Source organism: Psychrobacillus sp. NEAU-3TGS, from assembly GCF_029955155.1.
Taxonomy (GTDB): domain Bacteria; phylum Bacillota; class Bacilli; order Bacillales_A; family Planococcaceae; genus Psychrobacillus.
The window spans coordinates 1-22,790 of sequence record NZ_JAPNOZ010000001.1; the positions used below are offsets into that span (position 1 = coordinate 1).

At 38.1% G+C, this 22,790-nt stretch carries 24 protein-coding genes; 4 read left to right on the forward strand and 20 right to left on the reverse strand.

From position 1 onward, the window contains the following. Positions 1-319: 319 nt before the first annotated feature. Positions 320-760, reverse strand: coding sequence for a hypothetical protein (locus OR571_RS00005; protein WP_282240851.1), 441 nt, complete (start codon positions 758-760; stop codon positions 320-322). Positions 761-1,201: 441 nt separating this feature from the next. Here OR571_RS00005 and OR571_RS00010 point away from each other — a divergent pair, with 441 nt between their 5' ends. Continuing rightward, entirely contained in the window at positions 1,202-2,248 is a 1,047-nt protein-coding gene (locus tag OR571_RS00010; protein ID WP_282240852.1) for an acyltransferase family protein, read from the forward strand. Positions 2,249-2,285: 37 nt separating this feature from the next. On the opposite strand, the gene OR571_RS00015 is transcribed toward OR571_RS00010, so the two are convergent. The 17 genes from OR571_RS00015 to OR571_RS00095 form a co-directional block, all read right to left on the reverse strand. Beyond that, on the reverse strand, positions 2,286-3,287 hold the full coding sequence (locus tag OR571_RS00015) for a histidinol phosphate phosphatase domain-containing protein (protein WP_282240853.1): 1,002 nt from the start codon (positions 3,285-3,287) through the stop codon (positions 2,286-2,288). Next, positions 3,284-4,069 carry a DeoR/GlpR family DNA-binding transcription regulator gene (locus tag OR571_RS00020; RefSeq protein WP_282240854.1) on the reverse strand — a complete coding sequence of 262 codons (786 nt, stop codon included), beginning with the start codon at positions 4,067-4,069 and terminating at the stop codon, positions 3,284-3,286. The genes OR571_RS00015 and OR571_RS00020 overlap by 4 nt, the downstream gene beginning before the upstream one ends. Next, the gene (locus OR571_RS00025) at positions 4,066-5,070 is read right to left on the reverse strand and encodes an ABC transporter ATP-binding protein (RefSeq protein WP_282240855.1); all 1,005 of its coding nucleotides are present in this window, start codon (positions 5,068-5,070) and stop codon (positions 4,066-4,068) included. The genes OR571_RS00020 and OR571_RS00025 overlap by 4 nt, the downstream gene beginning before the upstream one ends. After that, positions 5,067-5,852 (reverse strand): ABC transporter permease, encoded by a 786-nt coding sequence (locus tag OR571_RS00030; protein WP_282240856.1) that lies wholly within the window; start codon positions 5,850-5,852, stop codon positions 5,067-5,069. Before OR571_RS00030 ends, OR571_RS00025 begins: the two co-directional genes overlap by 4 nt. Next, the gene (locus tag OR571_RS00035) at positions 5,849-6,685 is read right to left on the reverse strand and encodes an ABC transporter permease (protein ID WP_282240857.1); all 837 of its coding nucleotides are present in this window, start codon (positions 6,683-6,685) and stop codon (positions 5,849-5,851) included. The genes OR571_RS00030 and OR571_RS00035 overlap by 4 nt, the downstream gene beginning before the upstream one ends. Positions 6,686-6,858: 173 nt before the next feature. Beyond that, a complete protein-coding gene (locus tag OR571_RS00040; protein WP_282240858.1) occupies positions 6,859-7,695 on the reverse strand; it encodes an alkaline phosphatase family protein in 837 nt (278 codons plus the stop codon). Further along, positions 7,685-8,773: an ABC transporter substrate-binding protein gene (locus tag OR571_RS00045; RefSeq protein WP_282240859.1), complete on the reverse strand. Its 1,089-nt coding sequence runs from the start codon at positions 8,771-8,773 to the stop codon at positions 7,685-7,687. The genes OR571_RS00040 and OR571_RS00045 overlap by 11 nt, the downstream gene beginning before the upstream one ends. A gap of 375 nt (positions 8,774-9,148) precedes the next feature. Then, positions 9,149-10,057, reverse strand: a complete 909-nt coding sequence (purU, locus tag OR571_RS00050) for a formyltetrahydrofolate deformylase (RefSeq protein WP_282240860.1) — start codon at positions 10,055-10,057, stop codon at positions 9,149-9,151. Between the two features lie 114 nt (positions 10,058-10,171). Then, positions 10,172-10,951 (reverse strand): LysM peptidoglycan-binding and 3D domain-containing protein, encoded by a 780-nt coding sequence (locus OR571_RS00055; protein ID WP_282240930.1) that lies wholly within the window; start codon positions 10,949-10,951, stop codon positions 10,172-10,174. A 489-nt stretch (positions 10,952-11,440) separates the two neighbouring features. Further along, entirely contained in the window at positions 11,441-12,634 is a 1,194-nt protein-coding gene (locus OR571_RS00060) for a thiolase family protein (RefSeq protein WP_282240861.1), read from the reverse strand. A gap of 15 nt (positions 12,635-12,649) precedes the next feature. Continuing rightward, positions 12,650-13,504 (reverse strand): muconate/chloromuconate family cycloisomerase, encoded by an 855-nt coding sequence (locus tag OR571_RS00065; RefSeq protein WP_282240862.1) that lies wholly within the window; start codon positions 13,502-13,504, stop codon positions 12,650-12,652. Then, the gene (locus tag OR571_RS00070) at positions 13,480-13,764 is read right to left on the reverse strand and encodes an enolase-like domain-containing protein (RefSeq protein ID WP_282240864.1); all 285 of its coding nucleotides are present in this window, start codon (positions 13,762-13,764) and stop codon (positions 13,480-13,482) included. The genes OR571_RS00065 and OR571_RS00070 overlap by 25 nt, the downstream gene beginning before the upstream one ends. A 21-nt stretch (positions 13,765-13,785) precedes the next feature. Beyond that, complete coding sequence (locus OR571_RS00075) at positions 13,786-14,424, reverse strand: 3-oxoacid CoA-transferase subunit B (RefSeq protein WP_282240865.1); 639 nt, start codon at positions 14,422-14,424, stop codon at positions 13,786-13,788. Continuing rightward, on the reverse strand, positions 14,421-15,107 hold the full coding sequence (locus OR571_RS00080; RefSeq protein WP_282240866.1) for a CoA transferase subunit A: 687 nt from the start codon (positions 15,105-15,107) through the stop codon (positions 14,421-14,423). The genes OR571_RS00075 and OR571_RS00080 overlap by 4 nt, the downstream gene beginning before the upstream one ends. Positions 15,108-15,119: 12 nt before the next feature. Continuing rightward, entirely contained in the window at positions 15,120-15,842 is a 723-nt protein-coding gene (locus OR571_RS00085; RefSeq protein WP_282240867.1) for a carboxymuconolactone decarboxylase family protein, read from the reverse strand. Between the two features lie 11 nt (positions 15,843-15,853). Next, on the reverse strand, positions 15,854-16,690 hold the full coding sequence (locus OR571_RS00090) for an alpha/beta fold hydrolase (protein ID WP_282240868.1): 837 nt from the start codon (positions 16,688-16,690) through the stop codon (positions 15,854-15,856). A gap of 137 nt (positions 16,691-16,827) precedes the next feature. Then, a complete protein-coding gene (locus tag OR571_RS00095) occupies positions 16,828-17,595 on the reverse strand; it encodes a dioxygenase family protein (RefSeq protein ID WP_282240869.1) in 768 nt (255 codons plus the stop codon). A 178-nt stretch (positions 17,596-17,773) separates the two neighbouring features. Between OR571_RS00095 and OR571_RS00100 the strand changes: the two genes are divergently transcribed. Then, on the forward strand, positions 17,774-18,580 hold the full coding sequence (locus OR571_RS00100) for an IclR family transcriptional regulator (RefSeq protein WP_282240870.1): 807 nt from the start codon (positions 17,774-17,776) through the stop codon (positions 18,578-18,580). Positions 18,581-18,639: 59 nt separating this feature from the next. Here OR571_RS00100 and OR571_RS00105 read toward each other — a convergent pair whose 3' ends face one another. Then, the gene (locus OR571_RS00105) at positions 18,640-19,245 is read right to left on the reverse strand and encodes a LysE/ArgO family amino acid transporter (protein WP_282240871.1); all 606 of its coding nucleotides are present in this window, start codon (positions 19,243-19,245) and stop codon (positions 18,640-18,642) included. A gap of 11 nt (positions 19,246-19,256) precedes the next feature. Next, entirely contained in the window at positions 19,257-19,697 is a 441-nt protein-coding gene (locus OR571_RS00110; RefSeq protein ID WP_282240872.1) for an Lrp/AsnC family transcriptional regulator, read from the reverse strand. A gap of 345 nt (positions 19,698-20,042) precedes the next feature. On the opposite strand from OR571_RS00110, the gene OR571_RS00115 reads away from it, so the two are divergent. Then, positions 20,043-21,293: an amidohydrolase gene (locus tag OR571_RS00115; protein ID WP_282240873.1), complete on the forward strand. Its 1,251-nt coding sequence runs from the start codon at positions 20,043-20,045 to the stop codon at positions 21,291-21,293. Positions 21,294-21,332: 39 nt separating this feature from the next. Beyond that, on the forward strand, positions 21,333-22,775 hold the full coding sequence (locus OR571_RS00120) for a Na+/H+ antiporter NhaC family protein (RefSeq protein WP_282240874.1): 1,443 nt from the start codon (positions 21,333-21,335) through the stop codon (positions 22,773-22,775). Positions 22,776-22,790: the final 15 nt, after the last annotated feature.

The window sequence follows — 22,790 nt, forward strand, 5'->3', positions numbered from 1 at the left end:
TTGCAACATAGTACTAGATTTAGTGCATCTATACAGAGTAAATAGCAAACTCTACTGGATTGTAGCGAAAGGGTGGCGACTCCGGCGGGAACAGTACGAGCTGAAAGCCCCGCAGGAGCGAGAGCTCCGAGGAGATTGAAGCCGTGCCCGCGGAAAGCGTCCACCCTGTAGCGGAAATCCCAACGGATACTTAATTCAACTCTTTACGTCGCAGTTTCCCTATATCATGCCGTTCCTTATACTACTTGGAAATAGTTGTTCACTGTCTAAATCTTCTATAGTTTCCCAATCAAAAATAAAGACAGCACATCGGCTGTCTTTACGAAATATATGGACCTAGTTTTTTTAATACTGCAGCTTCTACTTCATCAGAAAGAATTTCTTCTTTAAGATCGCCTGGTTTTGGATGAAACCAACTAATTTCTCCATCTTTAAAGTGACCTTTGTATATACTATCATTCATATTGAAACTAAATTGAATGACTTCATGGGGCAAGCCCTCGAAAATTCTTTCAATTTGAAAATTGTCCATCATAATAAAAATTCCTAGCTCTTGTTCTATTTTCTTCAGTACTGCTTCCTCTATCTCATGAGGAAGCACATCCTCTACAAGTCGCTCCGGTTTTGGATGAAACCAATTAATTTCTCCATCTTTATAATGTCCCTTGAATGTGTTGTCTTGAAAAGAGAAACTGAATTGGATTATATTATGAGGCAAGCCTCCAAAAATTTCTTTTTCATATTGAAAATTTTCTATCATAAAAAACCCCTCCTTTCGCCATTTTCCTAAATTACTTATTTTAATTATACCCTCTTTTTAATTATCAAATCCTCCTTATAATATTTTATCAGCTAATTTCCCCAATTAAATTGCCAGGTTTTCACAAAAAGTTTCGTAGTTATTAAGATTCGAACTTTATTTAATTCGAAAGTTTCGCCTAATTTTAATTAGGTATTAACAAAAAGCAATTTAACTTCTTAATCTTTCCATTTCTACTGTTTGCTCTAACTTTTCAGTCAGTTTTTTATATATTTTTTCCTAATTAACTCTCATTTATTATATTTAACCATTTTTTTAGTATTCTTTTTCTCTTAAAAGGACAATTTAATCAAAATGTAATTGAATTGAAACATACTCTGGGTTTATATTCACTTAATATAGGTTAAATACAACTTAGAATAATGCTCTGGAGGAAGTTTTATGACGCAAAAAAGATTAACATGGGTGGATGTAACGAAAGGATTTTTGATGATTCTTGTAGTAATCGGTCATTATCCTGGAGAACTAAATTTTCCATTCATCAAATATATTTATTGGTTTCACATGCCAGCTTTTTTCTTATTGAGTGGCATATTTTTTAAAGAAATAAAAGATGATCAAAATACTAAAGGAACGATCAAAAAAAGATTTATGCAGCTAATGGTACCTTATCTATTCTTCCTATTTGTCATTACAGCTGTTCGCTATAGCATGGAACTAGCATTAGGAAACTTTGAATTATCATGGTACTTGCAAGATTTATGGAAATTAGTTATCGCAGGACGTTTTGCACGCGGCGCCTACGGAGTCTTTTGGTTTATAACAACATTATTTTTTACATACTTGCTATTCATGTGGATGACCAAATACTTAAGTCGTATAAAACAAGTCATGCTACTTGTAATCTTCTATTTAGTAGCCCACTTAGAAAGTATTTTTGCAATGCATGTTATTAGTGGAGGTCCAGCTGAAGCAGCTCAAACGATTCCGATGCTATGGAATCTAGATGTAGTGTTAATGGCAATCGTCTATTTTTCCCTTGGCTATTATGCCAAATCTATTTGGATGAATATCAAGATTCACTGGTTACTTGGTGCTCTTTTAGTTGTGCTTGGTGCAGTTGTAACAGATTATGTAGGAATAATCGATTATCATCTGAGTATGAAGTTTTTACGCTATGACCATTTGGTACTCGATTTAGTAATCCCAATGGCTTTTATTATTGTCATGCTCGGTATTTTCCAAAGACTTACAACGATTCTACCACTAGAATGGTTGGCTAAAGTGGAAAAACATTCGATCGCTATTATGTATTTGCATATTTTCACAGATATTATTATGAACGACTATTTCCACTATGGATTAATAGGATTTACAACATTAGGTTTGGCCGTTCCTATTCTCATATCCATTGTGATTCAAAAAATAATTCCATACGGAAAGTTCTTTCTTGGAGATATACGAGCTAAAAAACCAATACACCTATAAAAAAATGACCTCTTCCTTTCACTGGAAGAGGTCATCTTTATAATGAATGATATTTCTTTACCCGCTTATCAAATCCAACAAGCTTTTGTACACCTAAATCCTTTAGCATATCTGCATTCATTTCCGTAAATTTTCCTAAATCATCTGGATAATGAGAATCGGAAGACACAGTAAACTCTACACCATGTTCTACTAAAATCTTTACAAAATCAGGTCCGGGGCACATTTCCTTGACGGGATAACGATAATAGAGACCAGCATTCACTTCTGTAGCAGTTCCCGTTTCCGCAAGTGCTTGTGCAATGCGTTTATACCAATTCATCCTAAAGTCTATATCATCTACTTGAAAATTGAACACCTTTAAATTATCTAAATGCGCTACAAAATCAAATAATTCTGAGCGAATTGCTTTTTCCACTGTCGTAAAAAATCGTTCATAAAGTTCTTTCATGTCTATACCTTCAAATTTATGAACGGTTTGTGGATTATCGAATCCCCAACCATCTACAAAGTGAACAGAACCAATGACATAATCCCATGGATATCCGTGAAGCAGTTCCTCAAGTTCCCTTTCACATCCAACAAAATAATCCGCTTCAATGCCTAGCTTTAAATCTACTCCCTCACTTCGCCATTTCTCTTTTGCTTGCAAGATAGCATCTACGAAAACATTCATAGTTTCTGTCATCACACTATCCAGCCAATATCGTTGCTTTTCCCCTAAATCGGTCTCATCTAGTACCATATTTTTTTCAAAGTAAGCCCTTGTCTCTTTGAAGCGATATAAATGGTCTACAATGCCAACTTCCTTTAATCCAAGCTGCTTTGCTTGGATCAAATAATAATCCAACCACTCTTCACTGTAACAGCCTTTATCCAATCTATTTTTCAACGCATTTATTTGCCAAGTTATATATTCCTTTGAGCCTTTATCCAATCCATGTGGCAAGTGAAAAGTATTAATTGCCTGAGAAGTTCGATCCAACCAACGAAATGAGTATGGACCTTCCTCTAAATGTACGTGATAATCTATTTTCATTTACACTTACCCCCATTGGCCACTGTCCATTTTCCTTCAAAAGTCGTCCAAGTAGACGGACGTACTTCTTCGCAGATCACTTCCGAAATATCATTTAGATTGCATATCATATAAAAAGATTTTTGGTTGATTTTTGAGTCATCCGCCAATAATATGCGGCAGTAGCTATTTTCCAGCATTTTTGCAGAAACAAGCGATTCATCCAAATCGTAGTCATACACGATTCCGTCGTCAATTCCTCCACATGACAAAAATGCTTTATCCAAATTCATACGATTTAGCCATTCTAATGTCATCGCTCCCGAAACAGAAGATTGTTCCGGATTTGTTGTTCCTCCAAGCAAAATTACTTTTCCTGTCATTCTTTTTTCTTCTAACGCCATATTGAATCTCACCGCAGCAGAAATGGAATTTGTCACGACCGTTACATTATTCACTTCCATAAGAAAATCCGCAATATGTACAGTAGTCGTTCCAACGTCTACCGCAATGGTATCCCCGTCTTTAATCCGGGTGGCCGCAACACGAGCAATTTCTCTTTTTGCTTCTTTTTGCATATTTATCTTTCGTAAATACTCTGGCTCTTTTCTTAAATTAATGAACTTCACAGCACCACCATGTACTCTTGTTAACAAATGTTGTTCCTCTAGCTCATCAAAATCACGACGAATCGTTTCTGGTGCCACATTCAATTCTTCAGCAATGACAGAGACAACAATTTTTCGTTCAAACTCTAGCTTACTTAAAATATGTTCAAAACGTTCTAATTTGGAAAAGGTCATAATAACGCAACCACATCTTCTTGTGACACATAGCATTCATAGGTATTGCCAAGCACTAACGAAGCTTGTCTTTCATGTAATTGCTCCACAGAAAAAGATCGGTCTCCTGCTTGGAAAACAGTACGAATGACATTTCCACTCATCACAGCTTCTTTTGCAGTACCCTTGAAACGGTAGTCTCCTTCTTTTGCCGTTAAATGAATCGCTTCTGGACGAATGGCGAACTTTTGCCGTTCCCCGGGTAATTTATTACCAATCATTTGCTCCAATTCTTTGCGTGTAAATACATTATAATGACCGATGAAATTGGCTACGAATTCACTTTCTGGCTTCGTATAAATCTCTGTTGGAGTTCCTTCTTGAGCGATTTTTCCTTTATTCATGACGAATATTTTATCCGACACTGCCATTGCCTCTTCTTGGTCATGCGTAACTAAAACCATCGTCATACCAAGCTCTGTCTGAATCGAGCGTAGATCTGCTTGCAGTTTTTTACGAATTTGCGCATCTAATGCACTAAGTGGTTCATCTAGAAGCAATACTTTCGGTCGTACGATCAGCGCTCTTGCAAGTGCTACTCGTTGTTGCTGACCTCCGGATAATTCATGTGGAAATGCATGCTCTTTGTCAGATAGATGTACTATTGCTAAAGCTTCTTTTGCTTTTTGCTCTATTTCACTCTCGTTCATTTTTTTCATTTTCAGGCCGAATGCGACGTTTTCTTTTACCGTCATATTTGGAAATAATGCATAGGACTGAAACACCATTCCTACTTCACGATTTTTCGGTTGGATGTTGTTCATATTTTTTCCTTCAATTTTCACCGCACCAGAAGTTGCGTCTGTCAATCCAGCAACTATACGTAAAATGGTACTTTTTCCGCACCCACTCGGACCGAGTAATGTAACAAATTCACCTTTTTCAATCGTCATATCAATATTGGATAACACCGCATTATTGCCATACATTTTATGAAGACCTTCTATTACAACGTAACTCATACTTTGGCAGCCCCTTTTGATCGTTTGGTTAACATGGATATGATAAACGTTAAAATACCCATCAATACTAAGTAAACAAACACAACGCTGCTCGCAATATGGCCGCTCGTACTTAGCTTTTTCATCAAGTAGATTTGAACTGTTTCAAATCGAGAACCAACTACTAGATTTATCAAAACAAATTCACCGAATAACACAGAAAATGATAATAACGCACCAGCAAACAGTCCTGGATACACAGCAGGCAATAATACTTTTAAAAAAGCCTGAGCTTTCGATGCACCCAATAGCTCAGCAGCATCCAATAACTGTCTTGCATTCACGTTACGCAGACTATTGCGCGTTCCTTGATAAATATAAGGTAAAATACTGATTACATATGCCCCTAAAACAGCTACAATCATCGGTACTCCAATATGCGCATACGCGCGGATCAATCCAACTGCTAGTATTACCCCTGGAAATGCATATACCATCACAACTGCAGCTTGAATCCATTTCTCATACTTTGGAAAATAAAGCACGATAACAAAAATAGCTGGAACGATGAAAAGCAAAGCAAGCATTACCGCTCCTCCAGAAAGTAATACGGATCGTCCAAATGCCTCGATAAAACTACTATCCTGAAATAACATGGCAATCCACTTAAACGTAAGTCCTTCTGGTAACACTGTTTTGTTCCAATTAGTTGCAAATGCATAAAACATCGTTGCTAAAATTGGGAGGAATAAATATAAAAGAAGGAAGACAAAGAATAAATCCGCGAAACCTTTCTTTTTCACTTTAAATTCCTCCTTGTTTTCTTAATACTCCACTCGCTTAATAGCATCGCAATAATCATCGTTACACCGAGTAACACCGCAATGGCACTTGCTAGCTCTGGCTGTGCAAAAATATCACCACTTAATAATGCTCCAATTCGAATTGCGACTAAATTATAATTACTTCCTGTCAGAGCGTAGGCCGATGCATATGCTCCCATCGCATTCGCAAAAAGCACACTAAACGTACCAACAATTCCCGGAAGCATAATTGGAACACCAATTTTACGCCAAAACTGAAATGTAGATGCCCCAAGTAATGCTGCTGCATCCTTCCATTGCTGCTGAATTCCATAGTAGATAGGATATAAAAGCATTAGTGAAAGTGGTAACTGGAAGTAAATATAGACGAGCAGTAATCCACCCCAGCTATATAAAGAGAACGAGGTTAACGACTCGATTCCCCATTTTTCGAATAACAGTGTAAACAAACCACTATTCCCTAACAAAACAATAAAAGCAAATGCCAGTGGTATACCCGAGAAGTTCGAAGTCAAATTCGAAATCATTAAAATACGCTCACGCACCGGCTCTGAAAATCGCATCATCGCATATACCGCAAACAACGTTATAATGAGTGCAATAACGGCAGAAACTGCAGACAAAGTAATACTATTTTTAAAACCTTGTAATATATAACTACTCGTCAATACCTCTTGATAATGACCGAGCGTAAAGCCATCGCCATTACTAAAACTTGAAATGACCATATATAGCAATGGTACGATGAAAAATAATAAAATTAAGACTAAAAACGGCAATATCCAAACGAACAATTGCTTTTTAGAAGTCAAAACAAAATCACTACTTCCTTTATCAAATTCGACTCGGCGATTTTGCGTCCAGTTTTTCTCGAGCTAACTCGAGAATTTCCTTTAAAAAATCTGTGACATCCGCCGGAGGCTTTAACTTCATTCATCAGTAGTTCACAAACTTTTGATGAATGAAGTTAAATAGAAAAGAGGCACTAGGCCTCTTTTTTTGTACGTACACCGTTCAGAAGAAGAGGAACCATTTCTTCTGAAGGCTCTATTTCTAGTAACTGACAAACTAAAGGCGCCACCTGTAACTGTGAAACAATGCCTTCTTTAATACCTGGCTTTAATTGCTTCGATAATACAAACATCGGAACATGACGATCTTCTATTGTATTACCACCGTGGTTTCCATCACTCGTCATGCCATGATCCGCAGTCACTACTACATCGTATCCTAGCTCTAAACATTTAGGGATGAACAACGAAAGAATCGCATCTACTGCTAATACTCGATTACGATATTCCTTCGAATCTGCCGTAAACTTATGCCCATCATCATCCACATTCATTGGGTGAATATATAAAAAGTCTGGTTGCTTTTCATCCATTAACCAAGCAGCTTCTGCGAATAAATGACTATCTGGATAATGATCTTCAAAATAGAATAAGCCATTTTCAATCGGATGATTGGTATCCAATTGAATACGATCCGAAAAATGATTAAAAGGAGCGCTATTATAGAGTTCACTTACCCAGTAGTAAGCAGTAGCAGCGGTTGTTTTCCCACTCTCTTGTACTAAATGGAATAAGCTTGTTTGATCGGATAAACGTACCGTGGCATTGCTTGTGACTCCATGGATAATTGGAGGTGTCCCGGTTAAAATCGTCTCATATAATGGGCGTGATAATGAGGGTACTTCTGAGCGTACTTCATAGCGCGCAGCAGCACCTCTTTCCACTAAATGTTGCATGTAGCCCATATGTGTACAGGCAGTATCGTATCTAAGTGCGTCTATGACTACAAGAACCACACGATTATTTGACATGGATTAACACCTGTTCTTGGTACATTTGTGGAATTTGTTTCGTTGTTTCTTCCCATGCTTTTTGATCGCCAACTGGTTTTGCATTTTCATACATTTCCTCTGGTAATAATAAATCTTCTACTTCTGCAGAAAGTTCTACGTTCTCACGAATTGGTCGAGCATATCCTTTTGCCAGATTCTCTTGTCCAGCGTCCGATAATATATACTCACGTGTTAACATTGCAGCATGTGGATTTTTTGCGTATTTATTAATAACAGTTGCATATCCAGAAATAACAGAACCTTCTTCTGGAATTACTACTTCAAAGCGTGACTCATCAATTTGGTTGCGATAGCCTAACGAGTTGAAATCCCACATAATTGCTACATCGATTTCTCCTTTTTCTAAGTTCGCAACTGTTGCATCCCCTTGTAGACGACCTTGTTTTGCAAGCTCTGCGAAGAAATCAATTCCTGGTTGTAAATTTTTCTCGTCGCCACCATAAGCCATCGCCGCTGCTAAAATAGCAAACTGTGCTTGGTTTGCAGTTAATGCATCACCAATACTTACATTAAAATCACCGTTTTTAATATCATCCCAGGATTTAGGTGGGTTTTTCACATTGTTTGTATCTGTTAAAAACGACATAGTTCCTGTATATCCAACAACCCAGTGACCTTCTTTATCTTTAGCCCACTCCGGAATATCATCCCAGTAAGAAGTTTTATAAGGTAATGTTAAACCCTTGTCTTTTGCAATCGGTCCAAATGCAATACCAACATCCCCGATATCAGCCGTTGCATCTTCCTTCTCTGCCTCAAACTTTGCAAGCTCCTCTGCACTCGACATATCTGTGTCTGCATGGTTTAAGCTATACTCCGTTCCAAGCTCTTCCCAAGTTTCCACCCAGTTCGCCCAAGTATCGGGCATACCTACCGAGTTTACTGTACCTTCTTCTTTTGCTTTTGCTATAATTTCATCTACTGATAAATCGTTGCCATTAACTGTTGTTTTAGCTGAACTATCTGAACAAGCCGCCAAAATAGATACTGCTAATACACCAATTAAACTTTTCTTCCAAATACGCTTAAAAGACATAGTTGAAAACCTCCGTTTGTTTATGTTTGTTTTAATTTGCTTACAAGGCTTATGTTACGAAACAAACATTAAGCCGGTATGGAGGAGTTAATAATGTTAAGTAAAAATTGTTGAGCTTTTGTTAAGGATAGTTTCTGCCTTAGAGGGAATATGCGTGGAATACGGTGTCGAGGGTGAACGATGAGCAAAATGAAAAGATTATCGGCTTTTCGTGGTAAAATTATCCTTTTCTAACTAACATCACGATTATTCCAACTAAATTCACCAAAATTCCAACTAAACTAGTGAATTTTCCAACTAACCAAATCTTCCTTCTCTTTAGACAAAAAATCCAGGTTTGAAACGAGTAATAACGTCCCAACCTGGATCTATTTTTTAATGAAACACAATCGTTTTATTTCCCTGTACAATGATGCGATTCTCTAAATGCCATTTCACCGCTTTAGCAAGTACCCGTCGCTCAATTTGGCGTCCAATTTTCTTTAGATTGGTGACATCATCCCGATGATCAACTCGTTCAACATCCTGCTCGATAATCGGACCTTCGTCAAGATTATTCGTTACATAATGCGAAGTCGCACCGATTAACTTTACACCACGCTCGTACGCTCGCTCATATGGCCCCGCTCCAATAAATGCTGGCAAAAAGGAATGGTGAATATTAATGATTCGGCTCTCAAAGTGGCGAACGAAGTCTGGAGTTAAAATTTGCATATACCGCGCCAAGATTAACAATTCGACTTCATACTTGTCCATCAAGCGTATTTGTTCTTCTTCCACCTGTTTCCTAATATCTTTATTTGCCGGTATGTAATGAAACGGGATTCCTAACGACTCTACGATAGGACGTGCGTCTTCATGATTACTAATAACCACGACGATATCAGTATCTAAATCTCCATTTTGCCATTCCCATAAAAGCTCCATCAAGCAGTGTATTTCTTTGGAAACAAATATCGCAGATCGTTTTCGCTCAATACGATAGGAAAAGTTATAATCCATATTATGAGCTGCCGCAATATCTCGGAATTCCGATTCCATTCTTTTCTTCTCTTTTTGCAAATTATCACGATGGTACTCGATCCGTATAAAAAAGATTCCATTCTCCGGATCACTTGAGTATTGGCTTGACTCAATAATATTAGATTCATGATTATGTAAAAATGTAGATAGTATAGATACAATCCCTGGTTTATCTGGACATTTCACTAACAAACAACCTCTGTTTTCAAGTTGTTTATGTTGTTGGTTCAATCTCACTTTAACTTCCGTATTAATAGACATATAAGCACATCTCCTCGCTAACTCATTAATTTTCTCATTATGCACTATAATTATAATATTCTCAATACAATTACCATATAAAAAAACCTATGCACACCGCATAGGTTTTACTTATTAATTGAGTACTTTAAGTTTTACTTTTTTGACTCCCCATTCCATCGCACTATCATAAGATGGAATGAATACATCAATTTTATGACCTTTAATAGCTCCACCTGTATCACCGGCAATGGCCTCTCCGTAACCTTCCACCCAAACCTTTGTCCCAAGTGGAATAATTCTCGGGTCTACGGCAATCACTTTCTGATTTGGATTGGAACGCAAGTCAATTCCATATGCAGTCGTTCCGGAACAGCCTGGACAGTATGCAGTGTAAGCAGTAGCTGTAACGGTCATTTCATCTACTACTTGTTCCTCTGCAGCTTCTACTTTTTCTTCCTTCACTTCCACTACTTCCGTTTTTTCAACTGGTGGGGGTGTCACAATTGGAGTGGATACAGCCGCCACCTTCCTATCAGGCTTCTCATGAACAGTTTCCACTTCCACGCCACCCCCGCTCACAATCAATTCATCACCAGGATGTATTGTATTTCCCGCCAAGTTATTCCACTCAACTAGAGACTCTAATGGAATATTATGCTTCAGTGCAATTCGAAACAAATTATCACCTTGCATCACCTGATATACTTTAGGCTCTACTTGCAGATCCACTGGTGGATAATTAACTAATCCAAGATCTAAAGCATATTGAAATGGTACATCATTTTCTATCGGAAAATTATAGGAAACTTCCATATTGTCTCCACCTGCGCCCATAGGCATAAGTTCCGCTGCTTGTGCTACTGTGTTCGTTGAAAAAGTTATAAGCACAATGAACAAAAATGTTCTAAACATCAAAATAAAACTCCTCCTTTGCAAGTAAACTGTTAAACATTTTAATTCGTCACAGTCTTGCCCAAAAACTTCGAAAAACAAACATTCTAATTAAATAAAAAGAAGCCACCTTTCAAAACAATTAAAATCTGTTTTGAAAAATGGCTTCATTTTTCGAAAAATTCCAGTATAAGAATGTATAAATTTAATAGAATTTAATGGCTAAGGGAAACCAATTCTCTTTCAGAACTAAAGCGCTAAAGCGACTGTCGCCTGCCCAATTAAGCTCATGGGAACGATAAAATTAATAACGAGCATAATAGGGAAACTGCGCGGTAGTGAGTTGAATGAAGTGTCTGCTGGGATTTCCGCTACAGGGCTCGCAGTTTCCCTATATCACGATTAAAATAAAAACATGCCGTTCCTTACGCTACTTGAAAAAGTGATCCACATGTCTAAACCTTCTATATTTTCCTAACCAAAAATAAAAGAGCTGCCTAAGCAGCCCAATTAAACTTGCATATTCTCGATAATAGTTGCAATGCCCATACCGCCAGCGATACAGAGCGTCACCGCACCATATTTCTTACCAGTACGTTCTAGTTCGTGCACTAACTTCGTCAATAATATTGCACCAGTTGCTCCAATTGGATGACCCATTGCGATGGCTCCACCATTTGGATTCACTTTATCGTAATCTAGTCCTAGCTCATTCACGCATGCAACGGCTTGGGCAGCGAAAGCTTCATTCAACTCTACTACATCTAGATCTGCCATCGATAAATTAGTTTGCTTCAATGCTTTTTGCATCGCATATACAGGTCCCATCCCCATTAACTCCGGTGCACATCCTACAGAAGCTTGGGCAATTATACGTGCTTTTGGTTTATATCCGCGTTTCAACGCTTCCTCTTCCGACATTACTAGCAATGCTGCCGCTCCGTCATTACGACCACTGGCATTACCTGCAGTTACCGTGCCGCCTTCTTTAAACACCGGTTTAAGTGTTGCCAATTTCTCTAAGGTTGTTTCCCTTGGATGCTCATCGACTTTAAACTCTACAATTCCTTTACGTGTTTTCACTGGGTAAGGTGCTATCTCTTTTTCAAAATAGCCTTTTTCAATCGCGTTTTTTGTTTTTTCTTGACTGCTTAATGCAAATTCATCTTGTGCTTCTCGGGAAATACCATATTTCTCTGCAACATTTTCTGCTGTGATTCCCATATTTAAATCGCCATAAGTTTCTCTTGGCTGAGAGCCTGGTTGACTTGCGGTATTCGGATCTTTCAAGGAGACGTCACCGGACTTAGTACCAAAGCGTACACTGTTCACATAATACGGTGCAGTACTCATTGATTCCGCTCCACCAGCAATGATAATATCGCTTAGTCCTGTTTGAATTTGTTGTGCCGCAGAGTTTACTGCTTGCACGCCTGAACCACATTGACGATGAATTGTATATCCAGGAATTTCTACAGGAAGCCCAGCTCGAAGCATCGCTACTCTTGCTAAGTTGGATACATCTGCACTTTGTTTTGCTTGGCCTAAAATCACTTCTTCTACGGCAGTCTTATCTAATTCTGTGCGACGAATTAATTCCTCTATTACGTTTGATCCTAAGAAATCTACTGTTTCATTGCCAATACTACCACCAAGTTTTCCTATTGCCGTACGAACTGCATCTACGATTACAACATTCTTCATATAATCCTCTCCACCTTAAAGACTTCTCGCAAAATGTTTTACTTTTTCGTGATCAATTTCTACTCCGAAACCGGGTCCATTCGGTATAATGACTTCAAAGTTTTCAAACTTAATAGGCTCTAACGTAAGGTCATCTTGAAATAATAAAGGACCGAATATTTCTGTTCCGAATTTCATCTCTGGAATTGTCGCATAAAGTTGCGCACAAATCGCTGTTCCTAAACTAGACTCGATCATTGTGCCACCATATAATCCAATTCCTGCTGCTTCCGCTATGCCAGCTACTTTCTTCGTTTGCGTTAGCCCCCCTGCTTTACAAGGCTTCAAAGCAATGCAATTTCCTGCACGGTGCTTGGAAATTTGAAATACATCCTGTATGCTATTTGCGGCTTCATCTGCCATAATCGGTACTTTGAAACGAGCTGTTAATCTTGCCATTCCTTCATAATTCCACGTTGGTAGCGGCTGTTCCACCATCGAAACACCACCATCTTCTAAAGCGGCGATACAATAATTTGCTGTATCCTCATCCCACGCTTGATTGACGTCGACCGTAATTCGTGCCTCGTCTCCTACCGCTTGTTTAATCTTTCGAACATGCTCGACGTTTTTAAATGGATCGCCCTTTCCTATTTTCAATTTGAAAATATTGTGGCGTTTTTGATGTAAAAATTCTTTCGCTTCTTCAATATCTTTTGCTGTTTCTCCACTTGCTAGCGTCCAAGCAATTGGCAGTGAAGTATGGATTTGGCCTCCGAATAATTCAAAAGCTGCCACATCTTTACTACGCGCTGCTAAGTCGATAATTGCTGTTTCTACAACCGTTTTGGCAAAATTATTGCCTCTTACTTGCTGCGAAACTTCATACATGATCTTGTCAAATGAACTGGATTCTTCCCAATTACTAGTGGTGCAATATACGTATCAATATTTGCTTTAATCGCTTCAGGTGTCGACTCTCCATAAGAAGCTCCTCCAATAGTCGCCACTTCAGACCATCCTTCACGGCCTTCCTCATCTGTAACATGACCTACAACAATCGATTGAGAAACAATCGTATGCATGGCCAATTGGTGCGGGCGAATAGTTGGTAAATCTACTATATAAACATCAAAAGAACGTATTTTCATTTACAAACAATCCTCTTCGATTTAATGTATAAAATCAGCTTCCGTTTTTGCTCGTACTTCTTCGATTGTGACACCTGGCATTAGCTCAACTAGCTTCAATTGCTTATTCACTACTTCAAATACCGCAAGTTCCGTAAAAATCATATCAACGCTTCTTGTCGAGGTAATTGGATATGTACACTCTTTTAACAATTTGCTGCTACCATCCTTAGATGTATGGCTCATCGTTACAAACACTTTCTTTGCACCGACCAATAAATCCATTGCCCCGCCAACGCCCATAATATTCTTTCCCGGAACCGCCCAGTTTGCAATAACACCTGTCTGATCGACTTGAAGTGCACCTAAAATTGCTACATCCACATGACCCCCGCGAATCATCGCAAAGGAATCAGAGCTATTAAAGAAAGAAGAACCAATTGCTTCTCCAACCGGTAACTTTCCTGCATTTACAAGGTTTGGATCGATATCAGCTTCTTCCACGTCTGTTACTCCGAGCAATCCGTTTTCCGTGTGCATATAAATATCCCCTGCATCCATATATTCCGCAACGAGCGTAGGAATACCAATTCCTAAATTCACAACGCAAGGTCCTTCGAGTTCGGCCGCTACACGCTTTGCGATTAAATGCTGCATATCTGTTTTACTCAATGTAGTCATCTGTTCACAACCCCTTCCTTCGTCAATACTTGCTGCGCTTGAATGATTGTATCGACATACAAAAATGGTGTGACGATTTCTTCTGGATTTAACGCCCCAGGTTCTACAATTTCATCCACTTCCACAATTACTTTCTTCGCAGCAGTTGCCATTAGCGGGTTAAAGTTTCGCGCTGTTTTGTAATAAACGAGATTGCCAAGCGTATCTGCTTTATGTGCACGAATAAGTGCAACATCTGCACGTATAGCCTTTTCGAAAATATAATTCACTCCATCAATCTCTCGTTCTTCTTTTCCCTTTGCGAGATCCGTTCCAACACCAGTTGTTGTGTAGTAACCACCTAGACCAGCGCCACCTGCACGTAAAGATTCGGCTAATGTCCCTTGAGGCAGCAATTCTAACTCGATTTCTCCTTTTTGATACTTATCGCCGACATCTCTGTTACTCGTAAAATAAGAGCCAATTCCTTTTTTTATCTTATTTTGATTTAGTAAAATACCAAGACCCTTCCCTGATTCACCCAAGTTATTACTAACAATCGTTAAATCCGTTACATCTTTTTCTGTTAGTCCTTCTATTAATGAAAGAGGTGCCCCCACTAAACCAAAACCGCCTACTAAAATTGTATGACCGCTTTCTACGCAAGCTAAAGCATCCTGAACATCACTGATAACCTTTGACATATTGAACTCTCCTTACTTAGTAGCCAACTTTAATGAATCACTTATTTCAAACCATGCTGGAATACCTGCCGTTAACACACAAATATAACCAACATCTGCAAGCTCTGCTTCCGTTACACCTACTGCTCTTGCTTTTTCTATCCAAGGAATCGCATCCGCTCCACGTAATTGTGTAATATAATTTCCAACCATATTCAAATGCTTCATACGCGTAGACACATGGCCTTCTCCAAGAAGCTTTTCTTCTATTTTTTCATTGTCACCACTTTGAATGATTGCAAGGGAATCTACTACAAAGCTAGTATCCTCACGACCTAACCACTTAATAATCGTCTCAAATATTTCTTCAAGTGAATCAGGATTCTCCTGCGGTTTTGTTACCTTTACTCCTTTTAACTCCAGAGCATAGGCCAGTCCCTCAAGTGACACTTTCAATGCAGCTGTTCCTCCATATAGGTAGGAAACTAAAAAGTATTCCACTAACTCAGGTATCGTCGAACCAAAATCGATCGCGCCTTTCGTGTGATATCCCATGCTACGTGCATACAATCTAGCTGCGTTCATACTCGCTAAGAGAACATCCTTTTCTTTGCGAGATAATGCACCGTCTTGCATGATTTCTCCACGTAAGCCCGTATAATGATCCAGTACAACCGGGCTATAATCATGCATTTTCTGCACCCATCCTGGAACTTCATCGTATACCTCTTTAAAATAGGCCAACCCTTTTCTCATCATTTCCACCCCTATTTAATTTTCGCTAAGAATGTTTCTATATAGCTATTTATATCCTCCCGTTTTTCAAACACCATTGTGTAATGGTTACATTCCGAGACAACTGTTTCGATTTGCTTTGTATACTCCCTAGTTTCTTCATAATCTGTTATGTAAAAAAGCGGTGGCATCGGACCGATATTGCCTTTTGCATAAACGAGCAATACTGGACATTCAATTTGTGAACAAATCACTTTTGGACTAAAGGTATAGAAGCTATTAAAATCAGCAACTATTCTTGCTTCTGTCGATTTATTTTCCCAGTGATCATCTACTGGTCCTACCTCGTATTCGACTGTTTCTTGTAATACTTCATTCCACTGGACGCCTAAGTTCGTATATATTTTTTTTATTTCTTCTACGTAATGTTCCTTTGACGTAAACTCTCTGCTAATTCTTCCTAAGGATGGTTGTACAATCGCTCGTTGATGTTCTGTGGCTTTTGCAGCACCATCTAGTAATATTAGACCTTGTACTGAATGCAATCGACTCGCAACAATTGCCGATATAAAAGCACCCATTGAATATCCTAATAGAATTGGATTTTCAATTTTTAACTCATTTATTAAACCGATCATATCTTCTGCATGTTTGAAAATAGAAGGTTCTGCATCTGTCTCATCACTATTTCCACGACCACGCAAATCAACAGTAATAAAACGATACTCTCCTTTTAACTTTTCTGCATAGTAATGCATGCTCCTATGCGTGCCAGTTAGCCCATGGATTGCAATAATCGGTCCCTTTTCCCCTGGATAATCAGCGACTTGAATAGAATTTCCATGAACATTTACTTTGTAAAGTTCCATTTTCCCACCTCATTCGGTACGTAATGCGTACAAATTTACCTTATACGTACATTTATATTTTTATCATACCAAAGTATTTTAAAAAGTCTAATAAAAATAGCTATCAAGATATACTCGATAGCTATAGAATTATTGGTTTATTCAGTTCGCATAACAAAGTTTAAGCTAGCTTCTTTATGGTCACCTTTATCAATCAGCTTAGTTGTAAGGGATGAACGAACACCACCAGCAACATCTGTTTCTAACCATTGGTCTCCCTCAAAGAACACTTGTGTTATTAACGTTTCATGTCCTCCATGCTCGAACTTGATATGAATATGCGCAGGACGGTATGCATGGTATCCTGCAGCAAATGTAAATTCACCAGTAGGACCATTTGTTGGAATTTGATATGGAATTGGAACAATCGACTCTACTTCAAAATCTCCATTCTCATCTGTGAAGAACTGTCCTCTTAAATTGAACTCTGGTGCAGTAGAATCATAGTTAGAATATAATCCATCTGCATCGTCTTGCCACCATTCAACTTTCGTTTTTCCAATCGGTCCATTTACAGAGCTAACGTTTCCGAAAAATTTCAATTTGTCCCCTGGCTCATTAGGACGCTGCGGAATAACTACTTTAGATCCTTCTAGTACAGGTGAGTTTTCTTCATAGTAAGGTCCAAGTAAAGATGGCTCTGTTCCTGGAGAATTTTTATATTTTGCTTCCAATACATATGTCTCTACAAAAACATCTAAGAACAATGGAATTTCACCACTTCTACCTAAACGATCCGCCCATTTTACGAAGTTTGTATATTCCTCATGATTAAACTGTTGCTCATCTAAAAACGCTTTCATATGTTTTACGAATCCTTCATAAGCCTCTAATACTCTTGCATTTTTTACCGCTACTTCTGCCATTATAATTTCCCCCTCAAATTTGATTACTTTCCCCATCTCGTTTGTAAGCGCATTCATTTTTATTAAAAAATTAAAAATTATGAAAATAATACTTGCAAAAAACGTTTGAATTATGTACGATATACGTACATAAATATCTTATTCGTACAAATTCATTTTATCATAAGGGGTAATATACTTGTCAATAGAAAAATTAGATAATTTCAAACAGTCAGGAGACTACATACAATCATTAGAACGTGGTCTACAAGTAATACAGGCTTTCTCACAGGAGAACCAAGCACTTACAATAAGTGATGTTTCTAAACTAACTGGACTTAGCAGACCTACCGCTCGCAGGATATTATTGACGCTTGAGCATCTTGGTTTTGCAGAATCCAACAACAGTGTGTTTACATTGACAGCTCGTACACTTTCTTTGGGTTATGCTTACTTATCATCCAATAATAGCTGGAGTATCGCGCACTCATTTATGCGTGACTTTGTCAATCAAACAGGAGAATCATGCTCCATTTCAATCTTGGATGGGACAGATATTATTTACGTGGCACGCGTTTCTACTAAACGAATTATGTCTATCAATTTAGACGTTGGCTCGCGCCTACCAGCTTACGCAACATCTATGGGGCATGTTCTTTTAGCATATTTACCAAAGGAGAAGCTAGAAAAGTACTTAGATGCAATGGACTTCGAGAAGTTTACGGACAAAACAATTGTGGATAAAGAACAATTACTCTCTATATTAGAGGATGTGCGGAAGCAAAGTTGGGGTGGTGTCGACCAACAACTAGAAGAGGGGCTACGTTCTATTGCCGTCCCTCTACGTGATGGAACTGGCAAAGTCTTCGCTGCCTTTAACTGTTCTGTTCACGCAGGGCGTATTTCTAGAGAAATACTGCGTGATGAATTCTTGCCATTACTAAAAGAAACAGCACAGAAAATCGAGCAAGCTATGGCAATTACGAATGATTCGAGATATGTGTAGGCTTTAAGCAATTACTCAAAATAAAATCCAGGCAAACTAAATTGTTTCTGCCTGGATTTCTATTTGACTGTTGTTCGTATTCCAAACGCTACCAACACAATCCCTACGATCACATTTAATCCTTTCAGAACAACTGGCTCTAAAAAAATTAATAGAAAAGTCCCTAAAATAGAAATGATCGTTAGAAAAAAGAAAGTGGCTAACACCGCACCAAGACCAAAGGAATACGTATCCTTTCGCTTAAAATCTTCTTCTACTAGTTTCGTAGACAAAACACCTGCCCAAAATAGAATCGTTAGTGGATTGGAAAGTGTTAAAACAAGTGTTTGAACAAATATTACTTCTACACTTTGTTCAGCGTGAAAATTTAAACTTGGGATAATCGAAAACCCAAAAACTCCTAAAATATTACTTAAACCGAACAGAACAAGGACTGCTGCTCCAAAATAACGAATGACCTCTTTCACATTCGGGTATTTATTTAGCATCTTTCCTATTCCGAAAATTGCTGCAAGTATATAGAAACCATCAATTATAGCTACCCCCAATACACCTGTTTCTGCTGCAACAAATCCAGAAGTGGCTGAAGTTTGAAAAATAAACAAACAGATTGGTCCAACAGCAACTTGCAAAAACATTCCAAATCGAAAACCTTTCCAAATCATCTGCTATTCTCCTACCTATTTAATTTCTCAGTTAATGTAGATAGCACTATTAAAGTGTTCGAAGTTTGAACTCCTCGAATCGATTTTAGTTTTTCACTTAGGAAAAATTCTAATTGGGCTGTATCTTCTACTAGCACCTTTAACATATAATCATATTCTCCCGCCATATGATGGCATTCCATCACTTCGGAAAACTGAACAATCGCTTCTCTGAATTGTCGGATATTCGCTGTATGATCGATATTCACAAAAATAATCGCTAACAATTTATAGCCCATTTTTTCACGGTTTATTTTCACTGTATATTGTTCAATTACGTTTGCTTCTTCTAATTTTCTGATTCGCTCCGATACAGCAGGAATGGAGAGGTTCACTTTTTTGCTAATGTCAGAAGCTGTGGATCTTCCGTTTTGCTTTAACACTTCTAGAATTTTCGCATCGATTATATCCATGATTTCATCATCCTTCGAAATTTATTTAACTATATTATATAAAAATCTTACATTTGATAAACAGAATCTATAATAATCAATAAAAAATAAAGTATTTCCTACCCATACTTTAGTTTTAAAAAAATTTTCCAATATTTTTGTTTACAAGCTTAATAATCTAAAGCACCTTTTCGTTATAATATTTCAATAAATAAAGTCAGAATTATCTAAAAATAATATTGTGCATCTATAGTTTAGGTGGTAAACTATTTTTAAATAACAGGGGTGCTGTTTGCTTTGGAGGTGTTGAAATGAAATAAGAAGTACCAACACAATTACTAAACTTTAAATAAGGGAGGGCTTATGATGAAATTGAGTGAGACGGTTGCATCCATCGAACAATATGTGATAGATATCCGACGTGATTTGCATAGACACCCTGAGATTGGCTTACAAGAGGTGCGGACAATGAATGTTGTAACAGAGGAACTATCCAATATGGGGATTCCTTATGAAATAGTACCAGATGGTGGCATCATTGGTTTTATACACGGAGCACAGCCAGGTAGGACACTTATTTTGCGTGCTGATTTAGATGCTTTGCCAATGAAAGAAAGTCTCTTTAACTTAAAACAAAAGAAAGCGATTACATCTACCATACCAAATGCTGCACATACATGTGGACATGATGCACATACCGCGATGTTACTTGGTGCCGCAAAAATACTGTCGTCGAAGAGAGAACAAATCGCGGGGGCGATTATTCTTGCCTTCGAACAAGGTGAAGAAATGGGTGGCGGTATTAAAAATCTATTAAACAGGCTCCATCAAATTGGTGCAGATGGTATTTGGGGAATTCACTTGAAATCAGATTTACAAGCAGGAAAAATTTCCGTTGATGCTGGCCCACGTATGGCAGCTGCCTCAGGATTTAGAGTTGTACTGAAAGGTAAAGCCGGCCACGGTTCACGCCCCGATTTAGCTGTGTCACCAGTGGATTGTTTTGTTGATTTTTACCAGGCATTACGCAATATGCGTCATAGTCGATTAAGTCCGTTTGAAACGATTACGTATTCCCTTGGAATTGTTCAGGCAGGATCTGCACTCAATATCATTCCAGATACACTAGAGTTTGCAGGATCATTTCGTTATTTGAATACAGAGCAAGGAGAGCAAGCTATTGATGTTTTTAAGGATTTATTAACACATGTTAGTGACATGCATAGCTGCACTTTTGAATACAAAATGGAGCCAGTCGTCTCTGATCTAGTTGTTATGAATGAAGCAACATGCGCTGGAATTGCAACTGCGGCAATAGAACAAACGCTCGGCAAAGAGGCATTAGCGACTATACCCGCCTGGATGGCATCGGAATCATTTAGTTTTTACTTAAAGTATTTCCCTGGAGTTTTTGCTTTTCTAGGTGTGCAAAACGAAGAACAAGGAATGGGTGCCGAACATCACAATGAGCATTTTGATATCGATGAATCTGCTTTAACAGTTGGCGTCACATCGACTGTACAATATGCGCTAGATTTCCTTGATTATAAAGGAACTATTACTTATACAGTTGCAGAAAAAGACGTACATGAATTGCTAGCGCAATTCGGATTTTAATTAAAAAGATGAGTGTAAAAACTTGAAAGGGTGATTTGGATGAACGCTGTGGAAATACGAGAAGAAAAAGCGAAGAAAAGTTACTTAAGGAAATTGCAGTTTAAATTGCCAAATGTATTAGTAATGATGCTGTTAATTATGATGTTCGCTTGTTTATTGACGTATATTATACCTGCTGGAGGGTTTGAATACACCGAAGATAAGAAACTAATCGCAGGATCCTATCATGCCGTAGAACAAACACCTGTCAATCCAATTTTAGCAATTACACTCATTTTAGAAGGTGGTATTGCAGCAAGCCCTGTCGCTATATTACTTTTATTTATCGGTGGTTTTTTAGGCGGGATTTTCATGTTGGATTCGGTTAATAACGTTATTTCCATGCTCATTAACAAGTTTGAAAAAGCCGGTTCCAATATTTTGGTTTTAGGTTTGTTCTTATTAATGTCCTTTATCGGGTTCTTCATCGGCGGGGATATGATGATTGTCTTTGTTACACTAGGAGTCATTTTAACTCGTAAATTACGATTAGATCCTATCTCAGCATTAGCAGTAACCTTTTTGCCGTTATTTCTAGCTTTTTCTATTGCTCCATCTGGGGAAGCACAGATTGCTCAATTGTTTGCCGGCATTCCGCTTTACTCAGGTTATCTAGAAAGAACAATTATGTTCATATTTTTCGTCATTGTCACTGCGGTGTATGTGGTATTTTATACAAACCGCGTAAAAAATAATCCACTAAAGAGCGCGATGTCTGATACAAAATGGCTGACAGAATTAGATGAGGATCAAAATGTTTCTATAGAGAAAAATGGGAAAGTTGAATGGAAAGACTTTCTAGTAGTGGCTATAATTATTATAGCACCCATTATTCTAGCATATGGAAATACTGTTCTCGGATGGCCAGCAAAGTACGGGAATGGCGCTGTTATTACTGTATTTGGTATAGCATTTGTCACTTGCTTTCTCTTAAAAAGAAAGAAGACAGAAGATATGATTCTCGCATTCTCGAAAGGAGTGCAGGATATAACGATTGTCGCAATTGTTATTGTACTTGCTCGAACAGTAAGTATCATTCTTGAGAAGGGAAATATACTTGGTACAATCGTGAATGGTTTGACAGGTTCATTGAATGACTTTTCAAGTGGTATGACAGCTATTATTATTTTCATTGTGGCGACAATCTTTAACTTCCTCGTTCCATCTGGATCCGGTATGAGCGGTGTTATGATGCCGATTTTACAACCTGTTGCAGGTATGTTAGGTATGACGGACCAAGTACTGGTCACAGCTATCCAATTTGGCGGTGGTTTAGGAAATCTAATCATTCCAACATTAGGTGCTACGATGGGTGCGATTGCATTAGCTAAAGCAAACTTTGGTTCTTGGATAAAGTTTATGATACCTCTATTTGCACTTTGGATAGTGCTTGGTTCCATCATTTTATACTTTATCGCCTCAATTGGCTGGGTTGGTTATTAAAACAAATAAAGCTTG

Coding starts and splice junctions, on each gene's coding strand:
- OR571_RS00005 (WP_282240851.1), bottom strand. CDS start 760: ATGATAGAAAATTTTCAATATGAAAAAGAAATTTTTGGAGGCTTGCCT.
- OR571_RS00010 (WP_282240852.1), top strand. CDS start 1,202: ATGACGCAAAAAAGATTAACATGGGTGGATGTAACGAAAGGATTTTTG.
- OR571_RS00015 (WP_282240853.1), bottom strand. CDS start 3,287: ATGAAAATAGATTATCACGTACATTTAGAGGAAGGTCCATACTCATTT.
- OR571_RS00020 (WP_282240854.1), bottom strand. CDS start 4,069: ATGACCTTTTCCAAATTAGAACGTTTTGAACATATTTTAAGTAAGCTA.
- OR571_RS00025 (WP_282240855.1), bottom strand. CDS start 5,070: ATGAGTTACGTTGTAATAGAAGGTCTTCATAAAATGTATGGCAATAAT.
- OR571_RS00040 (WP_282240858.1), bottom strand. CDS start 7,695: ATGTCAAATAATCGTGTGGTTCTTGTAGTCATAGACGCACTTAGATAC.
- OR571_RS00045 (WP_282240859.1), bottom strand. CDS start 8,773: ATGTCTTTTAAGCGTATTTGGAAGAAAAGTTTAATTGGTGTATTAGCA.
- purU (WP_282240860.1), bottom strand. CDS start 10,057: ATGTCTATTAATACGGAAGTTAAAGTGAGATTGAACCAACAACATAAA.
- OR571_RS00055 (WP_282240930.1), bottom strand. CDS start 10,951: ATGTTTAGAACATTTTTGTTCATTGTGCTTATAACTTTTTCAACGAAC.
- OR571_RS00060 (WP_282240861.1), bottom strand. CDS start 12,634: ATGAAGAATGTTGTAATCGTAGATGCAGTTCGTACGGCAATAGGAAAA.
- OR571_RS00065 (WP_282240862.1), bottom strand. CDS start 13,504: ATGTATGAAGTTTCGCAGCAAGTAAGAGGCAATAATTTTGCCAAAACG.
- OR571_RS00070 (WP_282240864.1), bottom strand. CDS start 13,764: ATGAAAATACGTTCTTTTGATGTTTATATAGTAGATTTACCAACTATT.
- OR571_RS00075 (WP_282240865.1), bottom strand. CDS start 14,424: ATGACTACATTGAGTAAAACAGATATGCAGCATTTAATCGCAAAGCGT.
- OR571_RS00080 (WP_282240866.1), bottom strand. CDS start 15,107: ATGTCAAAGGTTATCAGTGATGTTCAGGATGCTTTAGCTTGCGTAGAA.
- OR571_RS00085 (WP_282240867.1), bottom strand. CDS start 15,842: ATGAGAAAAGGGTTGGCCTATTTTAAAGAGGTATACGATGAAGTTCCA.
- OR571_RS00090 (WP_282240868.1), bottom strand. CDS start 16,690: ATGGAACTTTACAAAGTAAATGTTCATGGAAATTCTATTCAAGTCGCT.
- OR571_RS00095 (WP_282240869.1), bottom strand. CDS start 17,595: ATGGCAGAAGTAGCGGTAAAAAATGCAAGAGTATTAGAGGCTTATGAA.
- OR571_RS00105 (WP_282240871.1), bottom strand. CDS start 19,245: ATGATTTGGAAAGGTTTTCGATTTGGAATGTTTTTGCAAGTTGCTGTT.
- OR571_RS00110 (WP_282240872.1), bottom strand. CDS start 19,697: ATGGATATAATCGATGCGAAAATTCTAGAAGTGTTAAAGCAAAACGGA.
- OR571_RS00115 (WP_282240873.1), top strand. CDS start 20,043: ATGAAATTGAGTGAGACGGTTGCATCCATCGAACAATATGTGATAGAT.
- OR571_RS00120 (WP_282240874.1), top strand. CDS start 21,333: ATGAACGCTGTGGAAATACGAGAAGAAAAAGCGAAGAAAAGTTACTTA.